The sequence below is a fragment of the Microlunatus aurantiacus genome (assembly GCF_039536605.1).
In the GTDB taxonomy this organism is placed as follows: domain Bacteria; phylum Actinomycetota; class Actinomycetes; order Propionibacteriales; family Propionibacteriaceae; genus Microlunatus; species Microlunatus aurantiacus.
In genome coordinates, this window is record NZ_BAAAYX010000002.1 from 648,866 (window position 1) to 668,282 (window position 19,417).

21 protein-coding genes are annotated in these 19,417 nt (G+C 72.3%); 10 read left to right on the forward strand and 11 right to left on the reverse strand.

Annotated features, from left to right (window positions below; genetic code table 11):
- The first annotated feature begins 16 nt into the window (after window positions 1–16).
- Window positions 17–1,834: an AMP-dependent synthetase/ligase gene (locus tag ABD714_RS03175; protein ID WP_344810810.1), complete on the forward strand. Its 1,818-nt coding sequence runs from the start codon at window positions 17–19 to the stop codon at window positions 1,832–1,834.
- 79 nt (window positions 1,835–1,913) lie between these two features.
- Here ABD714_RS03175 and fabG read toward each other — a convergent pair whose 3' ends face one another.
- The gene (gene fabG / locus ABD714_RS03180) at window positions 1,914–2,669 is read right to left on the reverse strand and encodes a 3-oxoacyl-ACP reductase FabG (protein WP_344810811.1); all 756 of its coding nucleotides are present in this window, start codon (window positions 2,667–2,669) and stop codon (window positions 1,914–1,916) included.
- A gap of 92 nt (window positions 2,670–2,761) precedes the next feature.
- Between fabG and ABD714_RS03185 the strand changes: the two genes are divergently transcribed.
- Window positions 2,762–3,601: an acyl-CoA thioesterase gene (locus tag ABD714_RS03185; RefSeq protein WP_344810812.1), complete on the forward strand. Its 840-nt coding sequence runs from the start codon at window positions 2,762–2,764 to the stop codon at window positions 3,599–3,601.
- Between the two features lie 99 nt (window positions 3,602–3,700).
- Window positions 3,701–4,786 carry an alcohol dehydrogenase catalytic domain-containing protein gene (locus tag ABD714_RS03190; RefSeq protein ID WP_344810813.1) on the forward strand — a complete coding sequence of 362 codons (1,086 nt, stop codon included), beginning with the start codon at window positions 3,701–3,703 and terminating at the stop codon, window positions 4,784–4,786.
- Between the two features lie 71 nt (window positions 4,787–4,857).
- Here the strand turns inward: ABD714_RS03190 and ABD714_RS03195 are convergent, their stop codons facing one another.
- Entirely contained in the window at window positions 4,858–5,289 is a 432-nt protein-coding gene (locus tag ABD714_RS03195) for a globin (protein WP_344810814.1), read from the reverse strand.
- A 109-nt stretch (window positions 5,290–5,398) separates the two neighbouring features.
- Here ABD714_RS03195 and ABD714_RS03200 point away from each other — a divergent pair, with 109 nt between their 5' ends.
- Window positions 5,399–5,827: an OsmC family protein gene (locus tag ABD714_RS03200; protein WP_344810815.1), complete on the forward strand. Its 429-nt coding sequence runs from the start codon at window positions 5,399–5,401 to the stop codon at window positions 5,825–5,827.
- 111 nt (window positions 5,828–5,938) lie between these two features.
- Here ABD714_RS03200 and ABD714_RS03205 read toward each other — a convergent pair whose 3' ends face one another.
- The 4 genes from ABD714_RS03205 to pyrR are packed head-to-tail and all read right to left on the reverse strand — an operon-like array spanning window position 5,939 to window position 9,545.
- Window positions 5,939–6,640: a mechanosensitive ion channel family protein gene (locus ABD714_RS03205; RefSeq protein ID WP_344810816.1), complete on the reverse strand. Its 702-nt coding sequence runs from the start codon at window positions 6,638–6,640 to the stop codon at window positions 5,939–5,941.
- Between the two features lie 3 nt (window positions 6,641–6,643).
- Complete coding sequence (locus tag ABD714_RS03210) at window positions 6,644–7,921, reverse strand: dihydroorotase (protein ID WP_344810817.1); 1,278 nt, start codon at window positions 7,919–7,921, stop codon at window positions 6,644–6,646.
- A complete protein-coding gene (locus ABD714_RS03215; RefSeq protein ID WP_344810818.1) occupies window positions 7,918–8,880 on the reverse strand; it encodes an aspartate carbamoyltransferase catalytic subunit in 963 nt (320 codons plus the stop codon). The genes ABD714_RS03210 and ABD714_RS03215 overlap by 4 nt, the downstream gene beginning before the upstream one ends.
- The gene (gene pyrR / locus ABD714_RS03220; protein ID WP_344810819.1) at window positions 8,880–9,545 is read right to left on the reverse strand and encodes a bifunctional pyr operon transcriptional regulator/uracil phosphoribosyltransferase PyrR; all 666 of its coding nucleotides are present in this window, start codon (window positions 9,543–9,545) and stop codon (window positions 8,880–8,882) included. The genes ABD714_RS03215 and pyrR overlap by 1 nt, the downstream gene beginning before the upstream one ends.
- An 87-nt stretch (window positions 9,546–9,632) precedes the next feature.
- Here pyrR and ABD714_RS03225 point away from each other — a divergent pair, with 87 nt between their 5' ends.
- Together ABD714_RS03225 and ABD714_RS03230 are read left to right on the forward strand one after the other, a co-directional pair.
- Window positions 9,633–9,947, forward strand: coding sequence for a hypothetical protein (locus ABD714_RS03225; RefSeq protein WP_344810820.1), 315 nt, complete (start codon window positions 9,633–9,635; stop codon window positions 9,945–9,947).
- Window positions 9,934–10,317, forward strand: a complete 384-nt coding sequence (locus tag ABD714_RS03230) for a DUF5130 family protein (RefSeq protein ID WP_344810821.1) — start codon at window positions 9,934–9,936, stop codon at window positions 10,315–10,317. The genes ABD714_RS03225 and ABD714_RS03230 overlap by 14 nt, the downstream gene beginning before the upstream one ends.
- A 178-nt stretch (window positions 10,318–10,495) precedes the next feature.
- Here ABD714_RS03230 and pepN read toward each other — a convergent pair whose 3' ends face one another.
- Window positions 10,496–13,084 carry an aminopeptidase N gene (gene pepN / locus ABD714_RS03235; RefSeq protein ID WP_344810822.1) on the reverse strand — a complete coding sequence of 863 codons (2,589 nt, stop codon included), beginning with the start codon at window positions 13,082–13,084 and terminating at the stop codon, window positions 10,496–10,498.
- A gap of 95 nt (window positions 13,085–13,179) precedes the next feature.
- On the opposite strand from pepN, the gene ABD714_RS03240 reads away from it, so the two are divergent.
- Window positions 13,180–13,809 (forward strand): DsbA family protein, encoded by a 630-nt coding sequence (locus ABD714_RS03240; protein ID WP_344810823.1) that lies wholly within the window; start codon window positions 13,180–13,182, stop codon window positions 13,807–13,809.
- Between the two features lie 28 nt (window positions 13,810–13,837).
- On the opposite strand, the gene ABD714_RS03245 is transcribed toward ABD714_RS03240, so the two are convergent.
- The gene (locus ABD714_RS03245) at window positions 13,838–14,695 is read right to left on the reverse strand and encodes an extensin family protein (RefSeq protein ID WP_344810824.1); all 858 of its coding nucleotides are present in this window, start codon (window positions 14,693–14,695) and stop codon (window positions 13,838–13,840) included.
- A 34-nt stretch (window positions 14,696–14,729) separates the two neighbouring features.
- On the opposite strand from ABD714_RS03245, the gene ABD714_RS03250 reads away from it, so the two are divergent.
- The gene (locus ABD714_RS03250) at window positions 14,730–15,179 is read left to right on the forward strand and encodes a ribose-5-phosphate isomerase (RefSeq protein ID WP_344810825.1); all 450 of its coding nucleotides are present in this window, start codon (window positions 14,730–14,732) and stop codon (window positions 15,177–15,179) included.
- A 41-nt stretch (window positions 15,180–15,220) separates the two neighbouring features.
- On the opposite strand, the gene ABD714_RS03255 is transcribed toward ABD714_RS03250, so the two are convergent.
- Window positions 15,221–15,418, reverse strand: coding sequence for a hypothetical protein (locus ABD714_RS03255; RefSeq protein ID WP_344810826.1), 198 nt, complete (start codon window positions 15,416–15,418; stop codon window positions 15,221–15,223).
- Between the two features lie 47 nt (window positions 15,419–15,465).
- On the opposite strand from ABD714_RS03255, the gene ABD714_RS03260 reads away from it, so the two are divergent.
- Window positions 15,466–17,157 carry a hypothetical protein gene (locus ABD714_RS03260; protein WP_344810827.1) on the forward strand — a complete coding sequence of 564 codons (1,692 nt, stop codon included), beginning with the start codon at window positions 15,466–15,468 and terminating at the stop codon, window positions 17,155–17,157.
- Window positions 17,150–18,028, forward strand: coding sequence for an alpha/beta fold hydrolase (locus ABD714_RS03265; protein WP_344810828.1), 879 nt, complete (start codon window positions 17,150–17,152; stop codon window positions 18,026–18,028). The genes ABD714_RS03260 and ABD714_RS03265 overlap by 8 nt, the downstream gene beginning before the upstream one ends.
- 33 nt (window positions 18,029–18,061) lie before the next feature.
- Here ABD714_RS03265 and ABD714_RS03270 read toward each other — a convergent pair whose 3' ends face one another.
- Together ABD714_RS03270 and ABD714_RS03275 are read right to left on the reverse strand one after the other, a co-directional pair.
- Window positions 18,062–18,865, reverse strand: coding sequence for a glycosyltransferase family A protein (locus ABD714_RS03270; protein WP_344810829.1), 804 nt, complete (start codon window positions 18,863–18,865; stop codon window positions 18,062–18,064).
- A 204-nt stretch (window positions 18,866–19,069) separates the two neighbouring features.
- Window positions 19,070–19,369, reverse strand: coding sequence for a DUF503 domain-containing protein (locus ABD714_RS03275; RefSeq protein WP_344810830.1), 300 nt, complete (start codon window positions 19,367–19,369; stop codon window positions 19,070–19,072).
- Between the last annotated feature and the right edge of the window lie 48 nt (window positions 19,370–19,417).

A 19,417-nucleotide genomic window follows, 5' to 3' on the forward strand; every position in this document is an offset into this window, starting at 1 on the left:
GAAGGTGACCTCGACGATGATGCCCCTCGCGCAGCAGGAAGAGCTGCTCGCCACCCGCCCCCCGAGCGTCGGCGCGATGTTGGCCCAGCGTGCCGAGGCGTCCGGCCCTCGGGAGGCGTTCCGCTACCTGGACGGCGAGCGCTGGGTGTCGCTGACCTGGACCGAGACCAAGGCAGCCGCCGACGAGGTCGCCGCCGCGCTGCTGTCGCTCGGGCTGAAGACCGAGGACCGGGTGGCCATCGCCTCCGGCACCCGGATCGAGTGGATCCTCGCCGACCTGGGCATCATGAGCGCCGGCGGCGCCACCACCACCGTCTACCCGACGACCCAGCACGAGGACGTCTCCTTCATCCTCGGCGACTCGGAGTCGACGGTGGTCTTCGCCGAGGACGACTTCCAGGTCGCCAAGGTGGTCCAGCACCTCGACGAGCTGTCGGTGGTCAAGATCGTGCAGTTCTCGGGAAAGGCCGATCACGAGCTGGTGGTCACCTGGTCGCAGTTCCGTGAGCTCGGTCGGGCGCACCTGACCGCGAACCCCACGGTGGTCGACGACGCCATCGCGGCGACGGGACCCGACAACCTCGCCACGCTGATCTACACCTCCGGCACCACCGGAAGGCCCAAGGGCGTCCGGTTGGCGCAGTCGGCCTGGACGTACGAGGGCGCCGCGATCGAGGCGTACGACATCATCAGTCCCGACGACGTGCAGTACCTGTGGCTGCCGCTGTCGCACGTCTTCGGCAAGGCGCTGATCGCCATCCAGCTGAAGATCGGCTTCACCACCGCGGTGGACGGCACGATCGAGAAGATCGTCGACAACCTCGGCGTGGTCAAGCCGACCTTCATGGCCGGCGCACCGCGGATCTTCGAGAAGGTGCGGGCCAAGGTGATGTCCGGGGCGCAGTCCGGGGTCAAGGGCAAGATCTTCGACTGGGCGTTCACCGTGGGACACAAGACGATTCCCGGACGTCTCGAGGGTCACGAGCCGGCCGGGCTGCTCGGGTTGCAGTACGCCCTGGCGGACAAGCTGGTGTTCAGCAAGCTCAAGGAGCGGATGGGCGGCAACATCAAGTTCTTCGTCTCCGGTTCCGCGGCCCTGAGCCGTGAGGTGCAGGAGTGGTTCTACGCCGCCGGTCTGCTGGTGCTGGAGGGCTACGGACTGACCGAGACGAGTGCGGCGACGTTCGTGAACAACCCGCGGGCCACCCGGTTCGGCACCGTCGGTCCGGCGGTGCCCGGCACCGAGGTCCAGATCGCCGCGGACGGCGAGATCCTGGTGCGGGGCGACGGCGTGATGCGTGGCTACCACGGCAACGACGAGGCCACCCGGGAGGTGCTGAGTGCCGACGGCTGGTTCTCCACCGGCGACATCGGCGAGCTCGACGACCACGGTTACCTGCGGATCACCGACCGCAAGAAGGACCTGATCAAGACGTCCGGCGGCAAGTACGTGGCACCGCAGAAGGTCGAGGCGGCGGTCAAGGCCGCCAGCCCGTACGTCTCCCAGGTCCTCGTCCACGGGGAGGGCCGGAAGTACATCAGCGCGCTGATCACCCTCGACCCGGAGGCCATCCAGGGCTGGGCCCAGGAGAACGGTCACGAGTCCGGCGACCTCGCTGCGCTCGCCCACTCGTCGGCGGTGCGGGGGCTGATCGACGGTCACGTCGCCCAGGCGAACCGCAAGCTCGAGCGCTGGGAGACGATCAAGAAGTTCGAGATCCTGCCGCAGGAGTTCAGCGTGGAGTCCGGTGAGGTGACCCCGAGCCTGAAGATCCGTCGCAAGGCGGTCGAGAACAAGTACGCGTCGACGCTGAACTCGCTGTACGAGGGCTGAGGTCCTCGCTCGGGATCGTGCTTCTCGCGCCGGCTGCAGCCAGCGCGAGAAGCCCCAACCCGAGCGGGAGCGGTGGTGGTCAGGCCTTCGGGCCGCCGGCGACGTAGATGACCTGGCCGGAGACGTAGCCGGCGTCCTCGCTGCACAGGAAGCCGGCCACCGCGGCGACGTCGTCGGGTGTGCCGACCCGGCCGACCGGGATCTCCCGGCTGGCGGCCGCCTTCCAGTCCTCGAAGTCGACCCCGAGCCGGTCGGCGGTGGCCTGGGTCATCTCGGTGTCGATGAAGCCCGGGGCGATGGCGTTGGCCGTGACCCCGAACTTGCCCAGCTCGAGTGCGAGGGTCTTGGTGAAGCCCTGCAGGCCGGCCTTGGCTGCGGCGTAGTTGGCCTGACCGCGGTTGCCGAGGGCCGAGGTGGAGGACAGGTTGACGATCCGGCCCCACTTGGCCTCGATCATGTGGGCCTGGGCGGCCCTGGTCATCAGGAAGGCGCCGCGCAGATGGACGTTCATCACCGCGTCCCAGTCGCCGGAGGTCATCTTGAACAGCAGGTTGTCGCGGATGATGCCGGCGTTGTTCACCAGCACCGTGACCGGACCCAGCTCGGCGGCGGTCTGCTCGACCGCCCGGGCGGCGGCGTTCTCGTCCGCCACGTCGGCGCCCACGGCGATCGCCCGGCCGCCGACCTCCAGGATCGTGTTGGCGGTGCGGGCACACCCGGCGGTGTCGAGGTCGACGGCGGCGACGGCAACACCCTGGCCGGCCAGGCGGTGGGCGATGGCGGCACCGATCCCGCGGGCGGCGCCGGTGACCACAGCAACTCTGGATGTCGTCATGCCTGGACACTACTGATCCCTCGACCGGACTGACAGGCCCCCGGACCTCTGCCCGATCGTGCTGCGGGCCGGGACTGATAGAGATGGTTCCCGTGGTGCACCGTTACGTCTGTCCGATGCGCTGGGGCGACATGGACGCCCAGGCGCACGTCAACAACGCCGCCTTCGTCGACTACCTCCAGGAGGCCCGGGTCGACTACCTCCTGTCCGGGCCGCCGACGATGCACCAGCTGCTCGACACGGGGGTGCTCGTGGTGCAGCACCAGATCGAGTACCTGCGCCCGGTCCGCTTCCACGACCGGGGCCTGGCCATCGACCTCTGGGTCGACAGCGTCGGTGGCAGTCGCTTCCAGATTGGCTACGAGGTGCGCGACGGCGACGAGGTGGCGATCCGCGCCCGCACCACCGGCGCGCCCTACGATCTGGCCGGCGGGGGACTGCGGCGGCTGACGACGGCCGAGCGGACGATCTTCGCCGCCGGCCGGGAGGACTCCCACCAGCCGCTGCCGGACCTGCCCAAGCAGGCGTGGTCCGCCGGCGGCCACGACTACCCGTTGCAGATCCGCTGGTCCGACCTCGACTCCTACGGTCACGCCAACAACGTGAAGTACTACGACTACATCCAGGAGGCCAGGGTCGCCCTGATGGCGCAGGCGCTGCGCTGGCTGGAGCGGGACTCGCCGTCGGCCGACGACGTCTGGGTGGTGGTGCGGCAGGACCTGGACTACCGGCGACCCCTCGACTTCCGGGTCGCGCCCTACCGGGTCAACACGGTGGTGACCGCCATCGGCAACCGCTCCATCCGGCTGGCCGCCTCGATCGACGACCCCGCCACCGGCGCGGTGTACGCCCAGGCCCGCACCATCCTGGTCGGGCAGCAGCCGCTCACCGACGACCAGAGAGCGGCCCTGAGCCGGCTCGCTCCACGGTGACGGAGCCCGGTTCGGCGGGCGGCGACGCGTCGGCCCAGGCCCCGACCGCTAGGGTCGAGGCGTTTCGCACGCTGACGTCCACCGTCCGGAAGGCATCCCATGAGCGAGATCCCCGACAGCATGCAGGCCGTGGTCTGCCACGGCCCGGAGGACTACCGGCTGACCGAGGTGCCGGTGCCGGTGCCCGGTCCGGGTGAGGCCCTCGTCCGGGTCGAAGCCGTCGGCATCTGCGCCAGCGACCTGAAGTGCTACCACGGGGCGACCAAGTTCTGGGGTGACGCCCAGCGGGCTGCGTACGTCGAGACCCCGGTGACGCCCGGGCACGAGTTCGTCGGCCGCGTCGTCGCGCTCGACGAGACCGCGGCCGAGCGCTGGGGCGTGAGCGTCGGCGACCGGGTGACCAGCGAGCAGATCGTGCCCTGCTGGGAGTGTCGCTACTGCCTCCGCGGGCAGTACCACATGTGTGCGCCGCACGCGATCTACGGCTTCAAGCGTCGTACGCCGGGAGCGATGGCGAGCTACATGATCTTCCCGGCGGGAGCGTTGGTGCACAAGATCAGCGCGGACCTGCCGCCCGCCCAGGCCGCCTTCGTCGAACCGCTGTCCTGCGCGTTGCACGCCGTCGAGCGGGCCGACCCGACGTTCGACGACGTGGTCGTGGTGGCCGGCTGCGGACCCATCGGACTGGGCATGATCGCGGGGGCCCGGGCCCGGTTCCCCCGGAAGGTCGTCGCCCTCGACATGGCCCCGGACAAGCTCGCGCTGGCCCTGCGCTGCGGGGCGGACGAGGCGATCAACATCGCCGAGACCGACGTGGTGGCGGCGATCATGGACCTCACCGGAGGCTACGGGGCCGACGTCTACCTGGAGGGGACCGGGCACCCGTCGGCGGTCGGGCAGGGGCTCAACGTGCTGCGCAAGCAGGGGACCTTCGTCGAGTACAGCGTGTTCGGCAGCGACGTGTCGGTCGACTGGACGATCATCAGCGACGACAAGGAGCTCGACGTGCTCGGGGCGCACCTCGGCCCGCACACCTGGCCGGCGGCGGTCCGGATGCTGGAGTCCGGAGTGCTTCCGCTGGACGACATCTGCACCCACCAGCTGCCGCTGGCCGACTTCCAGCGCGGTCTGGACCTGGTCGGCAGCGGCAAGGAGTCGGTGAAGGTGTCACTCATCCCGGAGTAGCCGAGGAGCTCAGGGGCCGCACGACCCGGTGGCGGGTGATGTCGCACCCAGGTCCGCCCACGGACGACGGGTCAGCCGATCTGCAGTCCCGGCTTCGGCCGGGGATCGTCCTCGTCCAGGGTGTTCACCATGAAGTGGGCGGACCGCTCCATGTAGGACCACAGCTCCGCGCTCTGCTCGGGGGTCAGGTGGTCCAGCGAGTCCACGGCGTCGCGCATGTGGTGGAGCCAGCGGTCCCGCTGGGCCGGGGTGACCGCGAACGGCGCGTGCCGCATCCGCAGCCGTGGGTGGCCGCGCTGCTCGCCGTAGGTGGTCGGTCCGCCCCAGTACTGGACCAGGAACAGCCGGAAGCGCTCCTCGGCCGGACCGAGGTCCTCCTCGGGGTAGAGGGCCCGCAGCGGCGGGTCCTCGGCCACCCCGGCGTAGAACCGGTGGACGAGCTTCTCGAAGGTCGGGTAGCCGCCGACGGCGTCGTAGAAGGTGGGCACGGCTGAGGTCGACATGGTGCTGCCATTCTCTCGCACCCGACGCCGACCCCGGAGCGGCGACCGGTTCCTGACCGCTGGCAGGATGGTCGGGTCCGACATCGTCACACCTCGAGGAGCAACGCACATGGCCACTGTCCGCACCGCCAACGCCCACTGGGAGGGCTCGCTGATGGAGGGCGCCGGCACCGTCGAGCTCGCCTCGTCGGGTCTGGCGACCTTCGACGTCAGCTGGCCGTCCCGCGCGGAGGCCGCCAACGGCAAGACCAGCCCGGAGGAGCTCATCGCGGCCGCGCACTCGACCTGCTACTCGATGGCGCTCTCGCACGGCCTGGCCGGCGCCGGCACCCCGCCCACCACCGTGGACACCTCCGCCGACGTGACCTTCCAGCCGGGCCAGGGCATCACCGGCATCAAGCTGACGGTCAAGGCCGTGGTGCCCGGCTTGACCGCTGAGCAGTTCGCCGAGGCCGCCGAGGACGCCAAGAAGAACTGCCCGGTGTCGCAGGCGCTCACCGGCACCACGATCACCCTGGACGCCACCCTGGTGGAGTGACCTCCGCCTGATCCTGCTGACGCCCCCTTTCACCTGTCGACGCCCCCTCGGCAGAGGGGGCGTCACGGTGCGAAAGGGGGCGTCAGCGGTTTTGCCCGGTTGGGTGGAGCGTCAGCGGCCGGCAGCGGGGCGCTCGGTCTCCGGCTCCTGGCTGTCGGGCTCCGACGGCTCCTCGGCCGGCGGCTCGGGCTCGAGCATCCGCACCGCCACGTTCTGCGAGGCCGGAGCCGGTCGCTCGGGACCGCCCTTGCTGAAGTTGCCCAGCCGCAGCACCTCGCCATTGCGGACGTACCAGTGGGTGCCGTCGTCGGACCGCAGCGAGGTCACCCGCAAGCCGATCTCCTCGACCGTGCCCGACGCCAGCTGCATGTCGACGTAGTCGCCGACCCCGAGCTGGTCCTCGACCAGCAGGAACACCCCGGACAGCAGGTCCTTGACGATGCTCTGGGTGCCGAAGGCGATCGCGGCGGCCACCACCGAGGTGCCGGCCACGATGGTGGTGACGTTGAAGCCGAGCTCGGACAGCACGGCCACCAGGGTGACGATCAGCAGCACCACAGTGGTGATGCTCTTGCCCAGCGAACCGAGAGCCCGCAGCCGCTGGGTCCGGCGCTGGGCGGGCAGTCCCGAGGCGCTCTCCAGCACCACGGCCGCCCGCAGCCGGACCGGTCGGCGGATCGACTGCTCCACGGTCCGGTCGATCACCTTGTGGATGATCAGCCGGGCCAGCAGTCCCACCACCAGCAGGAACGCGATCCGGGCGGCTCTGAGGACGATCGCGTTGCCCAGGATCGCCAGCAACCACTCCGGCACCGGTTACCCTCCTCCGCGTCGGTGGGTCACCCGGCCCGCCCACACCGTCAGCACCACCGGATCGGGCAGCTCCCGGCCGTGCCAGGGGTTGTTGCGGGACAGCGAGGCCGAGGCCGCGCGGTCCACCACGCTGCGGGCCGCGGGGTCGACCAGCACCAGGTTCGCCGGCTCGCCGACAGCCAGCGGTCGTCCCTGCCCGGACAGCCGGGCGATCCGGGCCGGCGCGTACGACATCCGCTCCGCCACGCCGGCCCAGTCCAGCCGACCCGTCGTGACCATGGTCTCGATCACCACCGCCAGGGCGGTCTCCAGCCCGAGCATGCCGGGGGAGGCGTCGGCGAAGGCGTGCTCCTTGTCGTGCCGGGCGTGCGGTGCGTGGTCGGTGCCCACGGCGGCGATCGTCCCATCGGCCAGCGCCTCCCGCAGGGCCGCCACGTGCTCGTCGGGGCGCAGCGGCGGGTTCACCTTGTACGTCGGGTCGTAGGAGCTGAGCAGGTCGGTGGTCAGCATCAGGTGGTGCGGGGTGACCTCGGCGGTGATGTCGATGCCCCGCTTCTGAGCCCAGCGCAGCACGTCCACGGTCTCGGCACTGGAGACGTGGCAGACGTGCACCCGCGAGCCGGTCAGCGCCGCGAGCTCGGCGTCGCGCGCCACGATCGTCGCCTCCGCAGCAGGGGGCCAGCCGGGCAGCCCGAGCCGGCCGGACAGCTCGCCCTCGTGGCAGCAGGCGTCGGTGCCGGCCAGCCGCGGGTCCTGGGCGTGCTGGGCGATGACACCGTCGAACGCCCGGACGTACTCCAGGGCGCGCCGCATCAGCCGGGCGTCGGCGACGCAGTGACCGTCGTCGGAGAACACCCGGACTCCGGCGGAGCGCGCCATCAGCCCCAGCTCGGCGAGCTCGGACCCGGCCAGGCCCTTGCTCACCGCCCCGACCGGGACGACCTGGGCCGCCCCGTCGCGCCGGCCGAGGGCCAGCAGGTGCTCGGCCGCCTCCGCGGTGTCGGTCACCGGGTTCGTGTTCGCCATGGCGAGCACCGCGGTGAAGCCGCCCCGGGCGGCCGCCCGGGTGCCGGTCGCCACCGTCTCGGCGTCCTCCCGGCCGGGCTCCCGCAGGTGGGTGTGCAGGTCGACCAGGCCCGGCAGCGCGACCAGACCGTGCGCGTCCACCCGCTCGACGTCGGCCCCGGCCTCGGTCGGGTCGGCGAACAGGCCGTCCCGGACGTAGAGATCGCCCGCCCCCGCCCCGGCCAGATCGGCTCCGGTGATCACCAGCTCGCTCATGCGACCCCCTCCCGTACGCGGGTGAGGGGCAGCTCGTCGGCCCCGCCCAGCAGCTGATACAGCACGGCCATCCGCACCGCGACCCCGGCGGCCACCTGCTGGAGCACCAGCGAGGACGCCGCGTCCGCGGCCTCCGCAGAGATCTCGAGACCCCGGTTCATCGGTCCGGGGTGACAGATCGGGGTGCCCGGCCGCAACGTCGCGAGGCGGGACCGGGTGAGTCCGTACCCGATCGTGTACTCGCGCGGAGTGGGGAAGTAGCCACCGCTCATCCGCTCGCGCTGGACCCGCAGCATCATCACGGCGTCCACGCCCGGCAGCACGTCGTCCAGGTCGTGGCTGATCGCGACCGGCCAGGAGGCCACCCCCGCGGGCATCAGGGTCGGCGGGGCCACCAGCACCACCTCGGCGCCGAGGGTACGCAGCAGCAGCACGTTGCTGCGCGCGACCCGGGAGTGGGTGACGTCGCCGACGATGGCGACCGTGCGCCCGCTCAGGTCGCCGCCGTCGTGGGCGCGGAAGTGGCGGCGCAGGGTGAACGCGTCCAGCAGCGCCTGGGTCGGGTGCTCGTGGGTGCCGTCCCCGGCGTTGAGGATGTGCGCGTCGACCCACTGGGTCACCTGCCAGGGCGCCCCGGAGGCCCCGTGCCGGATGACCAGCGCGTCCACGCCCATCGCGGCCACCGTCATCACGGTGTCCCGCAGCGACTCGCCCTTGGACACCGAGGAGCCCTTGGCCGAGACGTTGATCACGTCGGCGGACAGCCACTTGCCGGCCAGCTCGAACGAGGACCGGGTCCGGGTGGAGTCCTCGAAGAACAGGTTGACCACCGTCCGGCCGCGCAGCGCCGGCAGCTTCTTCAGCGGCCGGTCCTGCACGGCCGACATCTCCTCGGCCAGGTCCAGGATCTCGGTGGTCTCGGTCAGGCTCAGGTCGCCGGCGGACAGCAGGTGCCGCATCAGGCCTCGTCTCCTTGCTCGTCGCCGACCGGTCCCGACACGGGGCCCGACGGGCTCCCGGGGGGCCGGGAGATGGTCACGTCGGTGACCCCGTCGACCTCCTCCAACCGGACCCGGACCCGCTCGGAAGCCGCCGTGGGCAGGTTCTTCCCGACGTGGTCGGCGCGGACCGGCAGCTGCCGGTGGCCGCGGTCGATCAGCACCGCGAGTCGGACCGCGCGGGGGCGACCGATGTCACCCAGGGCGTCCAGCGCGGCACGGACCGTCCGGCCGGAGTAGAGCACGTCGTCGACCAGCACGACGACGGCGTCGTCGATGCCGCGGGGCAGGTGGGTGCGCCCGACCGCCCGGGTGGGCTGGCGGCGCAGGTCGTCGCGGTACATGGTGATGTCGAGCGCGCCGGTCGGGATCTCGGTGCCCTCGACCTCGGCCATCGCGACGGCGAGCCGGTGCGCCAGGTCGACGCCCCGGGTGGGGATGCCGAGCAGCAGCAGGTCCTCGGCACCCCGGTTGGCCTCCAGGATCTGGTGGGCCATCCGCGCACAGGCCCGGGAGATCTGGTCGGCGTCCATCACGACCCGGGTCTCACCGCCGTCGGACGCGGACCGCTCCTGGGTGGGGGGCTCTGGCGTGGGGGTCGCTCGCTCGGGCGAGGTCTCGGACACGCAGGCTCCTCTGGGTGGTCGGCGCGGTGGTGGGTGTGCGCGCGGATCGATGCCGCTACCGTATGGGGGGTGAGTGGACTGCAGAGCATGCTAGTGCCCCTGGAAACGCTGCAGGGGTGGCCCGCGGCGCCCAACCCGTCGGCGCTGCACTTCCTGCTGCTGCTGATCGGGGCCCCGCTGGTGATCGGCCTGGTCATCGCCGGCGCCTCCTACCTGGGCTCCACCCGGGAGCTCAAGCGCTACGGTCCCGCGGTCAACCCGAACACGGCGTTCGTCTCCGTCGCGGGCGTCGAGCACGCCAGCGGCGAGGTGGAGGGCGGGATCTCCCACGAGGTGCCGGCCGGTCTCGAGGCCAAGCCGGGCGCCGACACCGGGACCGGCGGGGCCAGTGCTCGCTGGTGACGGCCTGTCCTTCGGTGACCGCCGGAGGATCGACGCCGCCCTCGACACGGCCAGCCGGATCAGCGACCTCGACTTCGAGGCCTACCTGGGCCCTGCCGCCGTCGCGGCGAGGGAGCACGCGCACGCGCTGCACAGCCACCTTCGTCGACCCGAGCGGTCGGTCCTGGTGCTCTGCGACCCCGATGCGCGCGCCCTGGAGATCGTCACCGGGCGGGCGACCCGGCAGTTCCTGGACGACACCGCCTGCCGCCTCGCGGTGGCCACGATGACGTCGTCGTTCCTGGCCGGGGACCTGGTCGGTGGACTGGTCCGCGGCATCGGGCAGCTGGGCGAGGCGGCCCACCACCCCGTGACCCTGCACGCCGTGTAGTCATCACTCGCTGCTCCGCTGCGGGCCGAGAGATCCTGTCTTCCTTCCTCGATCGCAGACGGAAAAGCATGTCTGCTCGCTCGTCGGTCCAGACAGGATCGGGCCCTCCGCTGCGCGGCCGCTCGCGACGAGCTCCTCCTCGCTGGCGCTCGTCGTCGCAGACGGCCGCTCGCGGCGGTCAGCCCGCCTGCTGACACCTCAATGATCTCGCTGCGTTGTCGCGTCCTTCCACGACCGGGCGGCGGACGGAGTCGACCAGGGTCCGGTCGGTCAGCCAGGCGTCCAGCCGCTCGATGAACGGCCCGAGCTGTTCGGGCACGGGGAAGCCGAAGCGGAGCAGGTTCTCCCGGAGCGCGAAGCCCCGGGTCGACCAGCCGCCCTCACCGCGCGAGATCTCCCCGGCCGCCGCGAGGTACTTCTCCACGTACGGCGCCAGCACCTCGTCCTGACCACGCTGCCAGAAGGCGAGGGTGACGGCGCGCTGGGTACCGTTGGGTACGTCGTCGGCCTCCGCCGCGAGCCGCCAGGCCTCGGCCTTGGCCTCGGCCGTGGGGCGGGCGGCCTTGGCCGCGGCCGCCTGCTCGGCCCCGGTCACCGTGTTGTCGCGGTCGGCCTCGGTGTCGATGGCCGCCTCGTCCAAGCGACCCAGTCGGGCCAGGTTGACCACTGCCGACCAGCGCAGCTCAGGGTCGATCTCGACCCCACCGGGCACGCCGTCCCCGGCCAGCCAACCGGCCAGCCGGTCGGCGCCGCGGGCGTCCTCGGCGGCGTTGGGGAACGCCTTGACCAGGGCCAGCTGCAGGTCCGAGCCGGGATCGGCGGCGTCCATCAGGTCCGTCACCCCGTCCTGCCAGCGCACCAGCACCTCGGCCCGCTGCTCCAGCGGGGTGTAGTGACGGGCGGCGCTGGCCGCCTGGCCGAGCACCGTCCGGACCGCCACCGGGTCCGACTCCACAGCGACCGCCGACAGCACCAGCTCCACGTACTGCGCCGCAGCCATCTCGCCGTCCCGGCACATGTCCCAGGCCGCCGCCCAGCAGACCGCCCGCGCCAGAGCGCTGTCGACGTCCGCCAGCCGGGCCACCACGGTCGCCAGCGACACCGGATCGAGCCGGACCTTGGCGTAGGACAGGTCGTCGTCGTTGACCAGCAGGAGCGGCGGCCTGTGCAGCCCGACCAGCTCGGTCACCTCGGTCCGCTCACCGGCGACGTCGATCTCGACCCGAGCGACCCGCCGGAGGCGACCGTCGGAGTCGGCTCCGTCGTCGGGGTCGGTGCCGTAGAGGCCGAGGGCGATCCGGTGCTGGCGGAGGGTCGGGTGCTCGGGCGCCGCACTCTGCAGGACGGCGAAGGAGGTGATCGTGCCCTCGTCGTCCACGGTGATCTCCGGCTGCAGGGTGTTCACCCCGGTCGTCTCCAGCCACTGCGCCGACCAGTCCGACAGATCCCGTCCGGAGGCGCTGTGCAGAGCCGACAGCAGGTCGGTCAGCGCGGTGTTGCCGTACGCGTGCCGTTGGAAGTACTGCCGGCAGCCGGCCAGGAAGTCCTCCTGGCCGACGTAGGCCACCAGCTGCACCAGCACTGAGGCGCCCTTGGCGTAGGTGATGCCGTCGAAGTTCTGCTCGACGGCCTCCAGGTCGACCATGTCGGCCGCGATCGGGTGGGTCGAGGGCAGCTGGTCCTGGCGGTAGGCCCAGGTCTTGAAGCCGTTGGTGAACGACGCCCAGGCGGCGTCGGGGTCCTCGACGATCTGGCTCAGCGCGAAGTTGGAGGCCCAGGTCGCGAACGACTCCTTGAGCCACAGGTCGTCCCACCAGCGCATGGTGACGAGGTCACCGAACCACATGTGCGACAGCTCGTGCAGGATCGTGTCGTCGCGGACCTGGTACGAGGCGGGCGTGGCCCGGCTGCGGAACACGTACTCGTCGCGCAGGGTGACGCAGCCGACGTTCTCCATCGCACCGCCGTTGTACTCGGGCACGAACACCTGGTCGTACTTGCCGAACGGGTACGGCTGCGCGAAGTGCCGCTCGAAGACCCCGAAACCGGCCTCGGTGACGTCCCAGATCCGGTCCGCGTCCAGGTGCTCGGCGAGCGAACGACGGCAGTAGAGCGCCGCCGGCACCTCGCCGCTCGGCGTGTGCAGGGTGCGGTCGGTCCGGTGGTAGTCCCCGGCGACGAGCGCGGTCAGGTAGGTGGAGATCGGCTTCGTCTCGGCGAAGGAGAAGCGGGCGTTGCCGTCCCCCAGCGGCTCGACCTGCAGCAGCGCGCCGTTGCTGACCACCGTCCAGTCCTCCGGCGCGACCACCCCGATGGTGAACTCCGCCTTGAGATCGGGCTGCTCGAAGTTCGCGAAGACGCGGCGGGCGTCGGCCGGCTCGAACTGGGTGTAGAGGTAGGTGGCCTTGTCGGCCGGGTCCACGAACCGGTGCAGTCCCTCACCGGTGCGGCTGTAGCGGCAGTGCGCCACCACCCGCACCGTGTGCGGGCCCGGCGTCACCGTGAGCGGCAACCGGGAGTCGGCGAAGGTCGCCGGATCCAGGTCGATCCCGTCGAGGCTGGCGGCCTCGACGTGGTCGGCGATCAGGTCGACGTGCAGGTCGCCCGCCGCGCGGGCGTCGAACGTCAGCGTGGTGTCGCTGCGGAAGAGGCGTTCGGGGTCCTCGACGGCGCGACCGGAGAGATCGACCTCGATCCGGTAGCGGTGGGTGCCTACCAGCTCGGCCCTCGCCCTGGTCTCGGCCCGGGTCAGGTTGTCGGGAAACATGAGGGGGATCTTGTCACGAACGGGGTCGCTCGTGACCGGGGCCGTGGCAGGGCCGACGACGGGGGACGTGTGTGCCCACTGCATAGGGTGTCGATGTGACCTCTGACAGCGCAGCCCCGCCCACCGGCGACATCGTCCACTTCTGGTTCGACCCCGGCTGCCCGTGGGCCTGGCTCACCTCGCGCTGGATGCTCGAGGTCGAAAAGGTGCGCCCGGTGACCACCGTCTTCCACGTGATGAGCCTCTCGCTGCTCAACGAGGGCAAGGACCTGAGCGAGGAGCGCCGCGCGTCGCTGGAGGCTGCCAAGGCACCCGTCCGGGTCGCGCTCGCCGTCGAGGAGGCGTACGGGCCGGACAGGTTGCGCGACTTCTACACCGCCATCGGCCTGCGCTTCCACCCCGGCGGGCAGGAGCGCACCCGGGCCACGCTCGAGGCGGCCCTGTCCGACGTCGGGGTGCCGGTCAGGCTGGCCGACCGCGGCGACACCGACGCCCACGACGGCGCGTTGCGGGCCTCCCACCACGCCGGCATGGACCCGGTCGGGATGGACGTCGGGACGCCGGTGATCCACGTCGGCGGCGTCGCCTTCTTCGGCCCGGTGATCACCCCGCGACCCACTGGCGAGGCCGCCGGTCGGCTGTTCGACTCGGTGCTCACGCTGGCCGGTTACGAGGGCTTCTACGAGCTCAAGCGGACCCGGACGTCCCGCCCCGTCTTCGACTGAGACCCCCGGGCGCTCCCGCCGCGCCGGGTCAGTCCCGGTCGGCGCCGCGCCGCGTGCTCGCGGTCAGGAAGCCCGCCCAGGTCGCCTGGTCGGTGAGGTCGTCACCGACCTCCAGCCCGCTCAGCACCGTCCGGGTCGCCTCCCGGGTGGGGGCGTCCCAGCGACCGGTGACCTCGACGGGCCGGTCCCACAGGTGGGTGAGCACGCCCTGCACCGCCTGCACCTGAGCGGGCGACCGGCTGCTGAACGTCGACCGCCCAGCACCCGAGCGCCCGTTGTCCAGGTGGATGTGGTTGTGGTGCTGCGCGTCGTAGAGGTACGTCAGCACGTACGCGAAGTGCTGGTGCGCCGAGGCCGCCACCGCCCAGTAGGTGCGGCGGGCCCAGGTCAGCCCGCGACCCGACGCGTCGCGCCACAGGTCGTAGCGACAGGACACGTCGGTCCCGTCCTCGAGCCGCAGCCGGGCCAGGTCGAAGGCCCGGCCCGCGTCGTGCCACGACGAGCAGGCCGTCCCGCCGTCGGTCCAGGTGCCGTACGTCCACAGCTGCCGCAGCGGCCAGCCGGTCAGCTCCCGCAGGTCGGTCAGCCAGGCCTCGAGCTGGCCGGCGAAGCCCCCGTCGACGGAGAACTCGGAACGCCGCCGGTTCACCTCGTAGACCAGCGGCAGGTCGGCCAGCCGGTCGTAGCGGGGGAGGGACGACCGCCGTACGCACGTCGGCTGGGCGCGTCGCAGCCCCGGCAGATCGGGACCGGTCGCGTCGTCGGCCGCGCAGCCCGCCAGACCGGTGCCGGCGGCGGCGAGCCCGACGCCGAGGCCCAGCAGTCCGCGTCGGGAGAGCGGTCGGGCGGCCGGCCGGTCGCCGGCGGCATCGTCGTGACCTGACACCTCACCACAGTAGGTGGGCTGCGACACTGCTCCCATGCGTGTACACATCGGCAGCGACCACGCCGGCTTCGAGCTCAAGCAGCACCTGGTCGCCGAGCTGACCGCGAAGGGCCATGACGTCGTCGACCACGGGGCCGCCGCCTACGACGCCCAGGACGACTACCCGGTCTACTGCCTGCCCGCCGCCGAGGCCGTGGTGGCCGAGACCGGGTCGCTCGGCATCGTGATCGGCGGGTCGGGCAACGGCGAGGCGATCGCCGCCAACAAGGTCGACGGCGTCCGCTGCGCGCTGGCCTGGAGCGAGGAGACCGCCACGCTGGGCCGCCAGCACAACGACGCCAACGTGATCTCCATCGGGGCCCGGATGCACACCGCGGCGGAGGCGACCGGCTTCGTCGAGCGCTTCCTGGAGACGCCGTTCAGCGGAGACCCCCGTCACCAGCGTCGGATCGACCTGCTCTCGCAGTACGAGGGCGGTCGCTGACCGGGTGCCGCCGGACGGGCCTCGTCGATCCCAGCTGTCGGTCAGCGGCGCCCGTCGACCCGGGCCAGCAGCTTCTCCAGCACGCCGAGAGCAATCCGCTCGTCGTCGTCGTCGGGATGGGAGACGTCGCGCGCCCGGAGCGCACGGTCCAGGGTGAGGAGCCCGGAGACTCCGTCGCGACCGAAGTCGCGGGGCCAGAGCTCGCGGGTGTCGCCACCCCGAGCAGGAGCACCTGTCATAGTGAAGAGCCTATGGCCTGTCACCCAGCGATCCGACCGCCGCGCGGATGAGGATCGACGCCGGCCGACTGGTCATCGAGGCAGATGAGCGCGGTCGCCTCACGGCCGTCGCGCCACGGCGTGCTCCGGAGCACCGCTATCTCACCGAGGTGGATCTCGCCCCCGGCCTCGTCACCGACCAGGACCGAGTCCAGGCCGACACCGGTGACGGCCTGGTCTCCGAGCGGGCGGACCACGGCTGGGGCGAGCCGGCGATCGAAGTCGACGCCGACGAGGTCACTGTGCGACGCCGGCTGGCCGGTCTGGAGCTCACCCTCCGGCACGGCTTCAGCACGGGGTGGACGACCAGGCTGCTGATCGTGAACACCGGCGCCACCGACGCCCACCTGGAGAGGCTGCCGCTGACCGTGCGGCCGGCGCCGGGACACCGGGTGAGCGCCCACGCCGCCGGTTCCCGCCTCTGCTGGGCCGTGCAGGCCGAGGACGGTCAGGGCCCGGTGCTGGCGGCCAGGCTGACGGCCGGGTCCGTGGACCGGGTCACGGTCGACGGCCTCGAGCTGGGTCCGCTCCGGCTGGCTCCGGGCCGCCGCTGGGTCGCCCAGCTGCGCTGGGACCTTTACGCCACCCCCCGGTCGGTGCTGGTCGGTCCGGGCCGGGACGTGCTGGTCGAGCGGACCGCGTACGAGGCGGGGGAGGGCGTGCTGCTGCCCGAGGACCCCGATGCCGCCCTGGTGGTCCCCCAAGGGGTGGAGGTCGACCTGGTCGAGGAACCCGATCGGTCGGGCCGTGAGGTCGTCGCCGACGAGCCCGGCCGGCACCGGATCGAGCTGCGCTCCGCCGACGGCGACGTCCGGCTCGACCTCACCTGGGTGCGTCCGCTCGCCGACCAGCTCGCCGTCTGGGCGGCGCAGATCCTGTCCGGGCGCCGCACCCCGGCGGGCGTGGTCGCCCTGGACGACGTCCCCACCGCCCTCGTCCTGCAGGCCGCGCTGGGCGCCGGCGGGCTGGCCGACGCCGAGCAGGCCGCCGACGCGCTCGACCGGCTGGCCGCCAGGCTCCAGGACGACGTCGCCGAGGGCTCGGCAGCTGGCGCGGCGCCGCTCTGGGTGCTCTATCTGCTCGGCGAGCACGGCCGCACCGGGGACGAGGACCTCCTGGGGGCGGCCCTGGAGCTGGAGACGCGGCTGCTGGCCGAGCCCGGGCCGCCACCCCCCGGCCTCGGCCTCGCGGTCCTGCGGACGGTGCTCGCCGTCGGCGGCAGCGACCACCCGGACCGGCTGAACCCGCTGCTCGCGCTGGCTGTGGCCCGCGTGGCCCGCGTGGACGGCGGCCGGGGTGGACCGGTCGGCGAGCCGCGACCGGCCGACCTCGAGCTGCTGCTCGCCGTCCGACCGCTGCTGCCGGATGACCCGGCCAGGCAGTCGCGTCTGCTCGCCCACGTGCGTGCGCTGGGGGCGGCTCTCGGCGGTGGGCTGCCGGGCCGGCTGCTCGCCCCGCCGCCGGTGGCCGAGCACGCGCACCTCGTGGCGGTGCTGCGGATGCTGCCCGAGCGGGGAGCCGGTGACCCCGGGCTGTCCGCGGTCACCCGGTCCTGGGGCGCGCCACCCGGACTGCTCGCGCAGCGGGCCACCCTCGAGGTGCTGGACCGCCTCGCACCACCGGCCGCCGACGGCACCGCGGCGGCGCCGCTGGACGGCACCGCGGCCGCCTGGCTCTCCCTGGTGCCCCGACATGGTTGATCGGGCCGGGACCGGACCGGGGTCCGGCGAGCCGGCCGGACGGCACCAGGAGCTGGGACGACGGACGGTCAACGTGATCGTGGAGCCGGGGGCCGGTCCGCCGGTGATCCTGATCAGCGGATGCGGGATGCCGTCGTACGCCTGGGACCCGGTGGTCCGACTGCTGCCCGAGCGGGAGCTGGTCCGCCTGGACCGGCCCGGTCTGGGCGGTACGCCCTGGCCGAACCGCCTGCCCACCCTGGCCGAGGAGACGGCCACCCTGACCGAGCTGGCCGAGCAGCACCCCGGCGGCGTGTTCGTGGCCCACTCGATGGCGTCGTTCCACGCCGAGGCCACGATCCGTCGGCGACCCGACCTGGTGGCCGGACTCGTCCTGGTGGACGGGAGCGTGGAGACGACGCCCCGGCGACCCGTGGGCGAGGGCGCGTGGTTGGCGCTCGCCCGGGGTGCGGAGCGGGCCGCGCAGGCTCCGCCGCTGGCGGCGCTGGGCCCGATCGTGGACCGGATCACCGTCACCGCCCAGAGCCGGCGGCGACTGCTGGACCGGATGGATCCGCGGTCCCTCGACACCTACTCGCGGGCGGACGCGGTGGCCAGCGTGATCGCGGAGTCCGCGGCCTACCGGCGACAGGCCATCGACCTGACCAGGGTCCGGGTGACCAGTCCCTGGCCGACCGGCCTCCCGGTCGAGGTGCTGACGGCGTGCCGGAGCGGGGGCCCGCGGTCGGCCGACGCCCAGCGTCGGCTGGCGGATCTGCTCGGGGGACACCAGACGGTGCTCGCCGACTCGCGGCACCTCGTCATGCTGGACCAGCCGCAGGCGATCGCCGACGCCGTCCGGCGGGTGCTGGCCTCGATCGCGACCGGCTGACCGGCCCGGTCTCGCGGCGGTTCGTGTGCTCGGTCAGGCGCTCCGGCGCCGACCGTGCCACTCGACGGTGCCGGCCCCGGTCGGGGTGCCTCGGTTGGCGATCCGCGGAGCGACGGCACGACCGACCACGTACTTCAGGATCGGGCGCATCGCCGTGCCGTCGAGGGACTCGATCTTGGCGATGTCGGCCGCCGCGTCCTCGCACTCGGTCAGCACCACCCGGTCCAGGTCGGAGTGCTGCACCACCCGCAGGAAGCGACGCTCGCGGATGAACACGATCCGCATGAACATCCGCACCGCGCGGATGAGCAGGTCGGAGTCCTCCCCGGACCATCCCTTGAAGCGGGCGCTCTCGTCGTAGCCGCCCAGCAGCGCGAAGTTCGCCCTGGACATGGCGATCCGACCCATCGAGCCCTTGTGCACCCCGAGGTTGAGCCGGGAGTCCAGGCGGTTTGTGGCCACGATGGCGTTCGGTCGACGGCTGAACACCGCCCGCAGGTAGTGCACGAAGCCGAACCCGAGGAAGTTGTCGGCGTCCACGTTGCAGACGAAGTCCCCGGTGGCCAGGGCGTGCGCCATGTTCTTGGCGTGGCTGTGCCGGAAGCTGGTGTGTCCCTCGGACCGGGCGAACTTCAAGATGCCGGCCTCGAGGTAGGGCCGGAGCTCCGGGTCGGTCGTGATCCACTCGGCCAGGTCGTCGGGACTGCTGTAGTCCAGGACCACGAACTCCACCGCGTCGGGGCGGGCCCAGTCGACGCTGTCGGCCAGGTTGCGCGGGAGCGTCTGCTTCAGGTGGTGCGCGCGGCCCATGCAGGTCGTGCACAGGGAGATCTTCATCGCGACGTCCGGCTGGCCTTCGCTGTCGGGGACCTTCGGCTGGCGACCCCGGTGGGGGTCGATCCTGCGCTCATGCTACTGGGCACGGGTCCCCGGCACCCCTGTACGACGCGCGGGGCCGCTCCGACGGATCGGTTCCCCGGACCGGCCGCACCGGACGAGTCCCCGGAGGGGCCGTGGACGGGTCCTCGGACGGGCCCCGGATCAGTCCTCCGGACCGCGCAACCGGCGGTGGGCACTGACCAGGGTGAACTCGGGATGCCCGCTCACCTGACGCTCGATCGTGTCGAGGACGTCGGTCACGTGGGCCGGGTCGCCGGCGACGACGGCCACCGCAACCGCGGCGCGCCGGTGCAGGTCCTGGTGGTCGACCTCGGCCACGCTCACGGCGTACGCGCGCTTGAGCTCGGCGATCAACGGTCGGATCACCGATCGCTTCTGCTTCAGCGAGAACACCTCTCCCAGCAGCAGATCGAACTCCAGCACACCCACCCAGGCCGACATGATCGCCACGGTAGGTGAGGAGCCCGCGGGCGGGGTCGTTGGGCAGAC

Coding starts and splice junctions, on each gene's coding strand:
- ABD714_RS03175 (WP_344810810.1), top strand. CDS start 17: ATGATGCCCCTCGCGCAGCAGGAAGAGCTGCTCGCCACCCGCCCCCCG.
- fabG (WP_344810811.1), bottom strand. CDS start 2,669: ATGACGACATCCAGAGTTGCTGTGGTCACCGGCGCCGCCCGCGGGATC.
- ABD714_RS03190 (WP_344810813.1), top strand. CDS start 3,701: ATGAGCGAGATCCCCGACAGCATGCAGGCCGTGGTCTGCCACGGCCCG.
- ABD714_RS03195 (WP_344810814.1), bottom strand. CDS start 5,289: ATGTCGACCTCAGCCGTGCCCACCTTCTACGACGCCGTCGGCGGCTAC.
- ABD714_RS03200 (WP_344810815.1), top strand. CDS start 5,399: ATGGCCACTGTCCGCACCGCCAACGCCCACTGGGAGGGCTCGCTGATG.
- ABD714_RS03210 (WP_344810817.1), bottom strand. CDS start 7,921: ATGAGCGAGCTGGTGATCACCGGAGCCGATCTGGCCGGGGCGGGGGCG.
- ABD714_RS03215 (WP_344810818.1), bottom strand. CDS start 8,880: ATGCGGCACCTGCTGTCCGCCGGCGACCTGAGCCTGACCGAGACCACC.
- ABD714_RS03225 (WP_344810820.1), top strand. CDS start 9,633: ATGCTAGTGCCCCTGGAAACGCTGCAGGGGTGGCCCGCGGCGCCCAAC.
- pepN (WP_344810822.1), bottom strand. CDS start 13,084: ATGTTTCCCGACAACCTGACCCGGGCCGAGACCAGGGCGAGGGCCGAG.
- ABD714_RS03250 (WP_344810825.1), top strand. CDS start 14,730: ATGCGTGTACACATCGGCAGCGACCACGCCGGCTTCGAGCTCAAGCAG.
- ABD714_RS03255 (WP_344810826.1), bottom strand. CDS start 15,418: ATGACAGGTGCTCCTGCTCGGGGTGGCGACACCCGCGAGCTCTGGCCC.
- ABD714_RS03260 (WP_344810827.1), top strand. CDS start 15,466: ATGAGGATCGACGCCGGCCGACTGGTCATCGAGGCAGATGAGCGCGGT.
- ABD714_RS03265 (WP_344810828.1), top strand. CDS start 17,150: ATGGTTGATCGGGCCGGGACCGGACCGGGGTCCGGCGAGCCGGCCGGA.
- ABD714_RS03270 (WP_344810829.1), bottom strand. CDS start 18,865: ATGAAGATCTCCCTGTGCACGACCTGCATGGGCCGCGCGCACCACCTG.
- ABD714_RS03275 (WP_344810830.1), bottom strand. CDS start 19,369: ATGTCGGCCTGGGTGGGTGTGCTGGAGTTCGATCTGCTGCTGGGAGAG.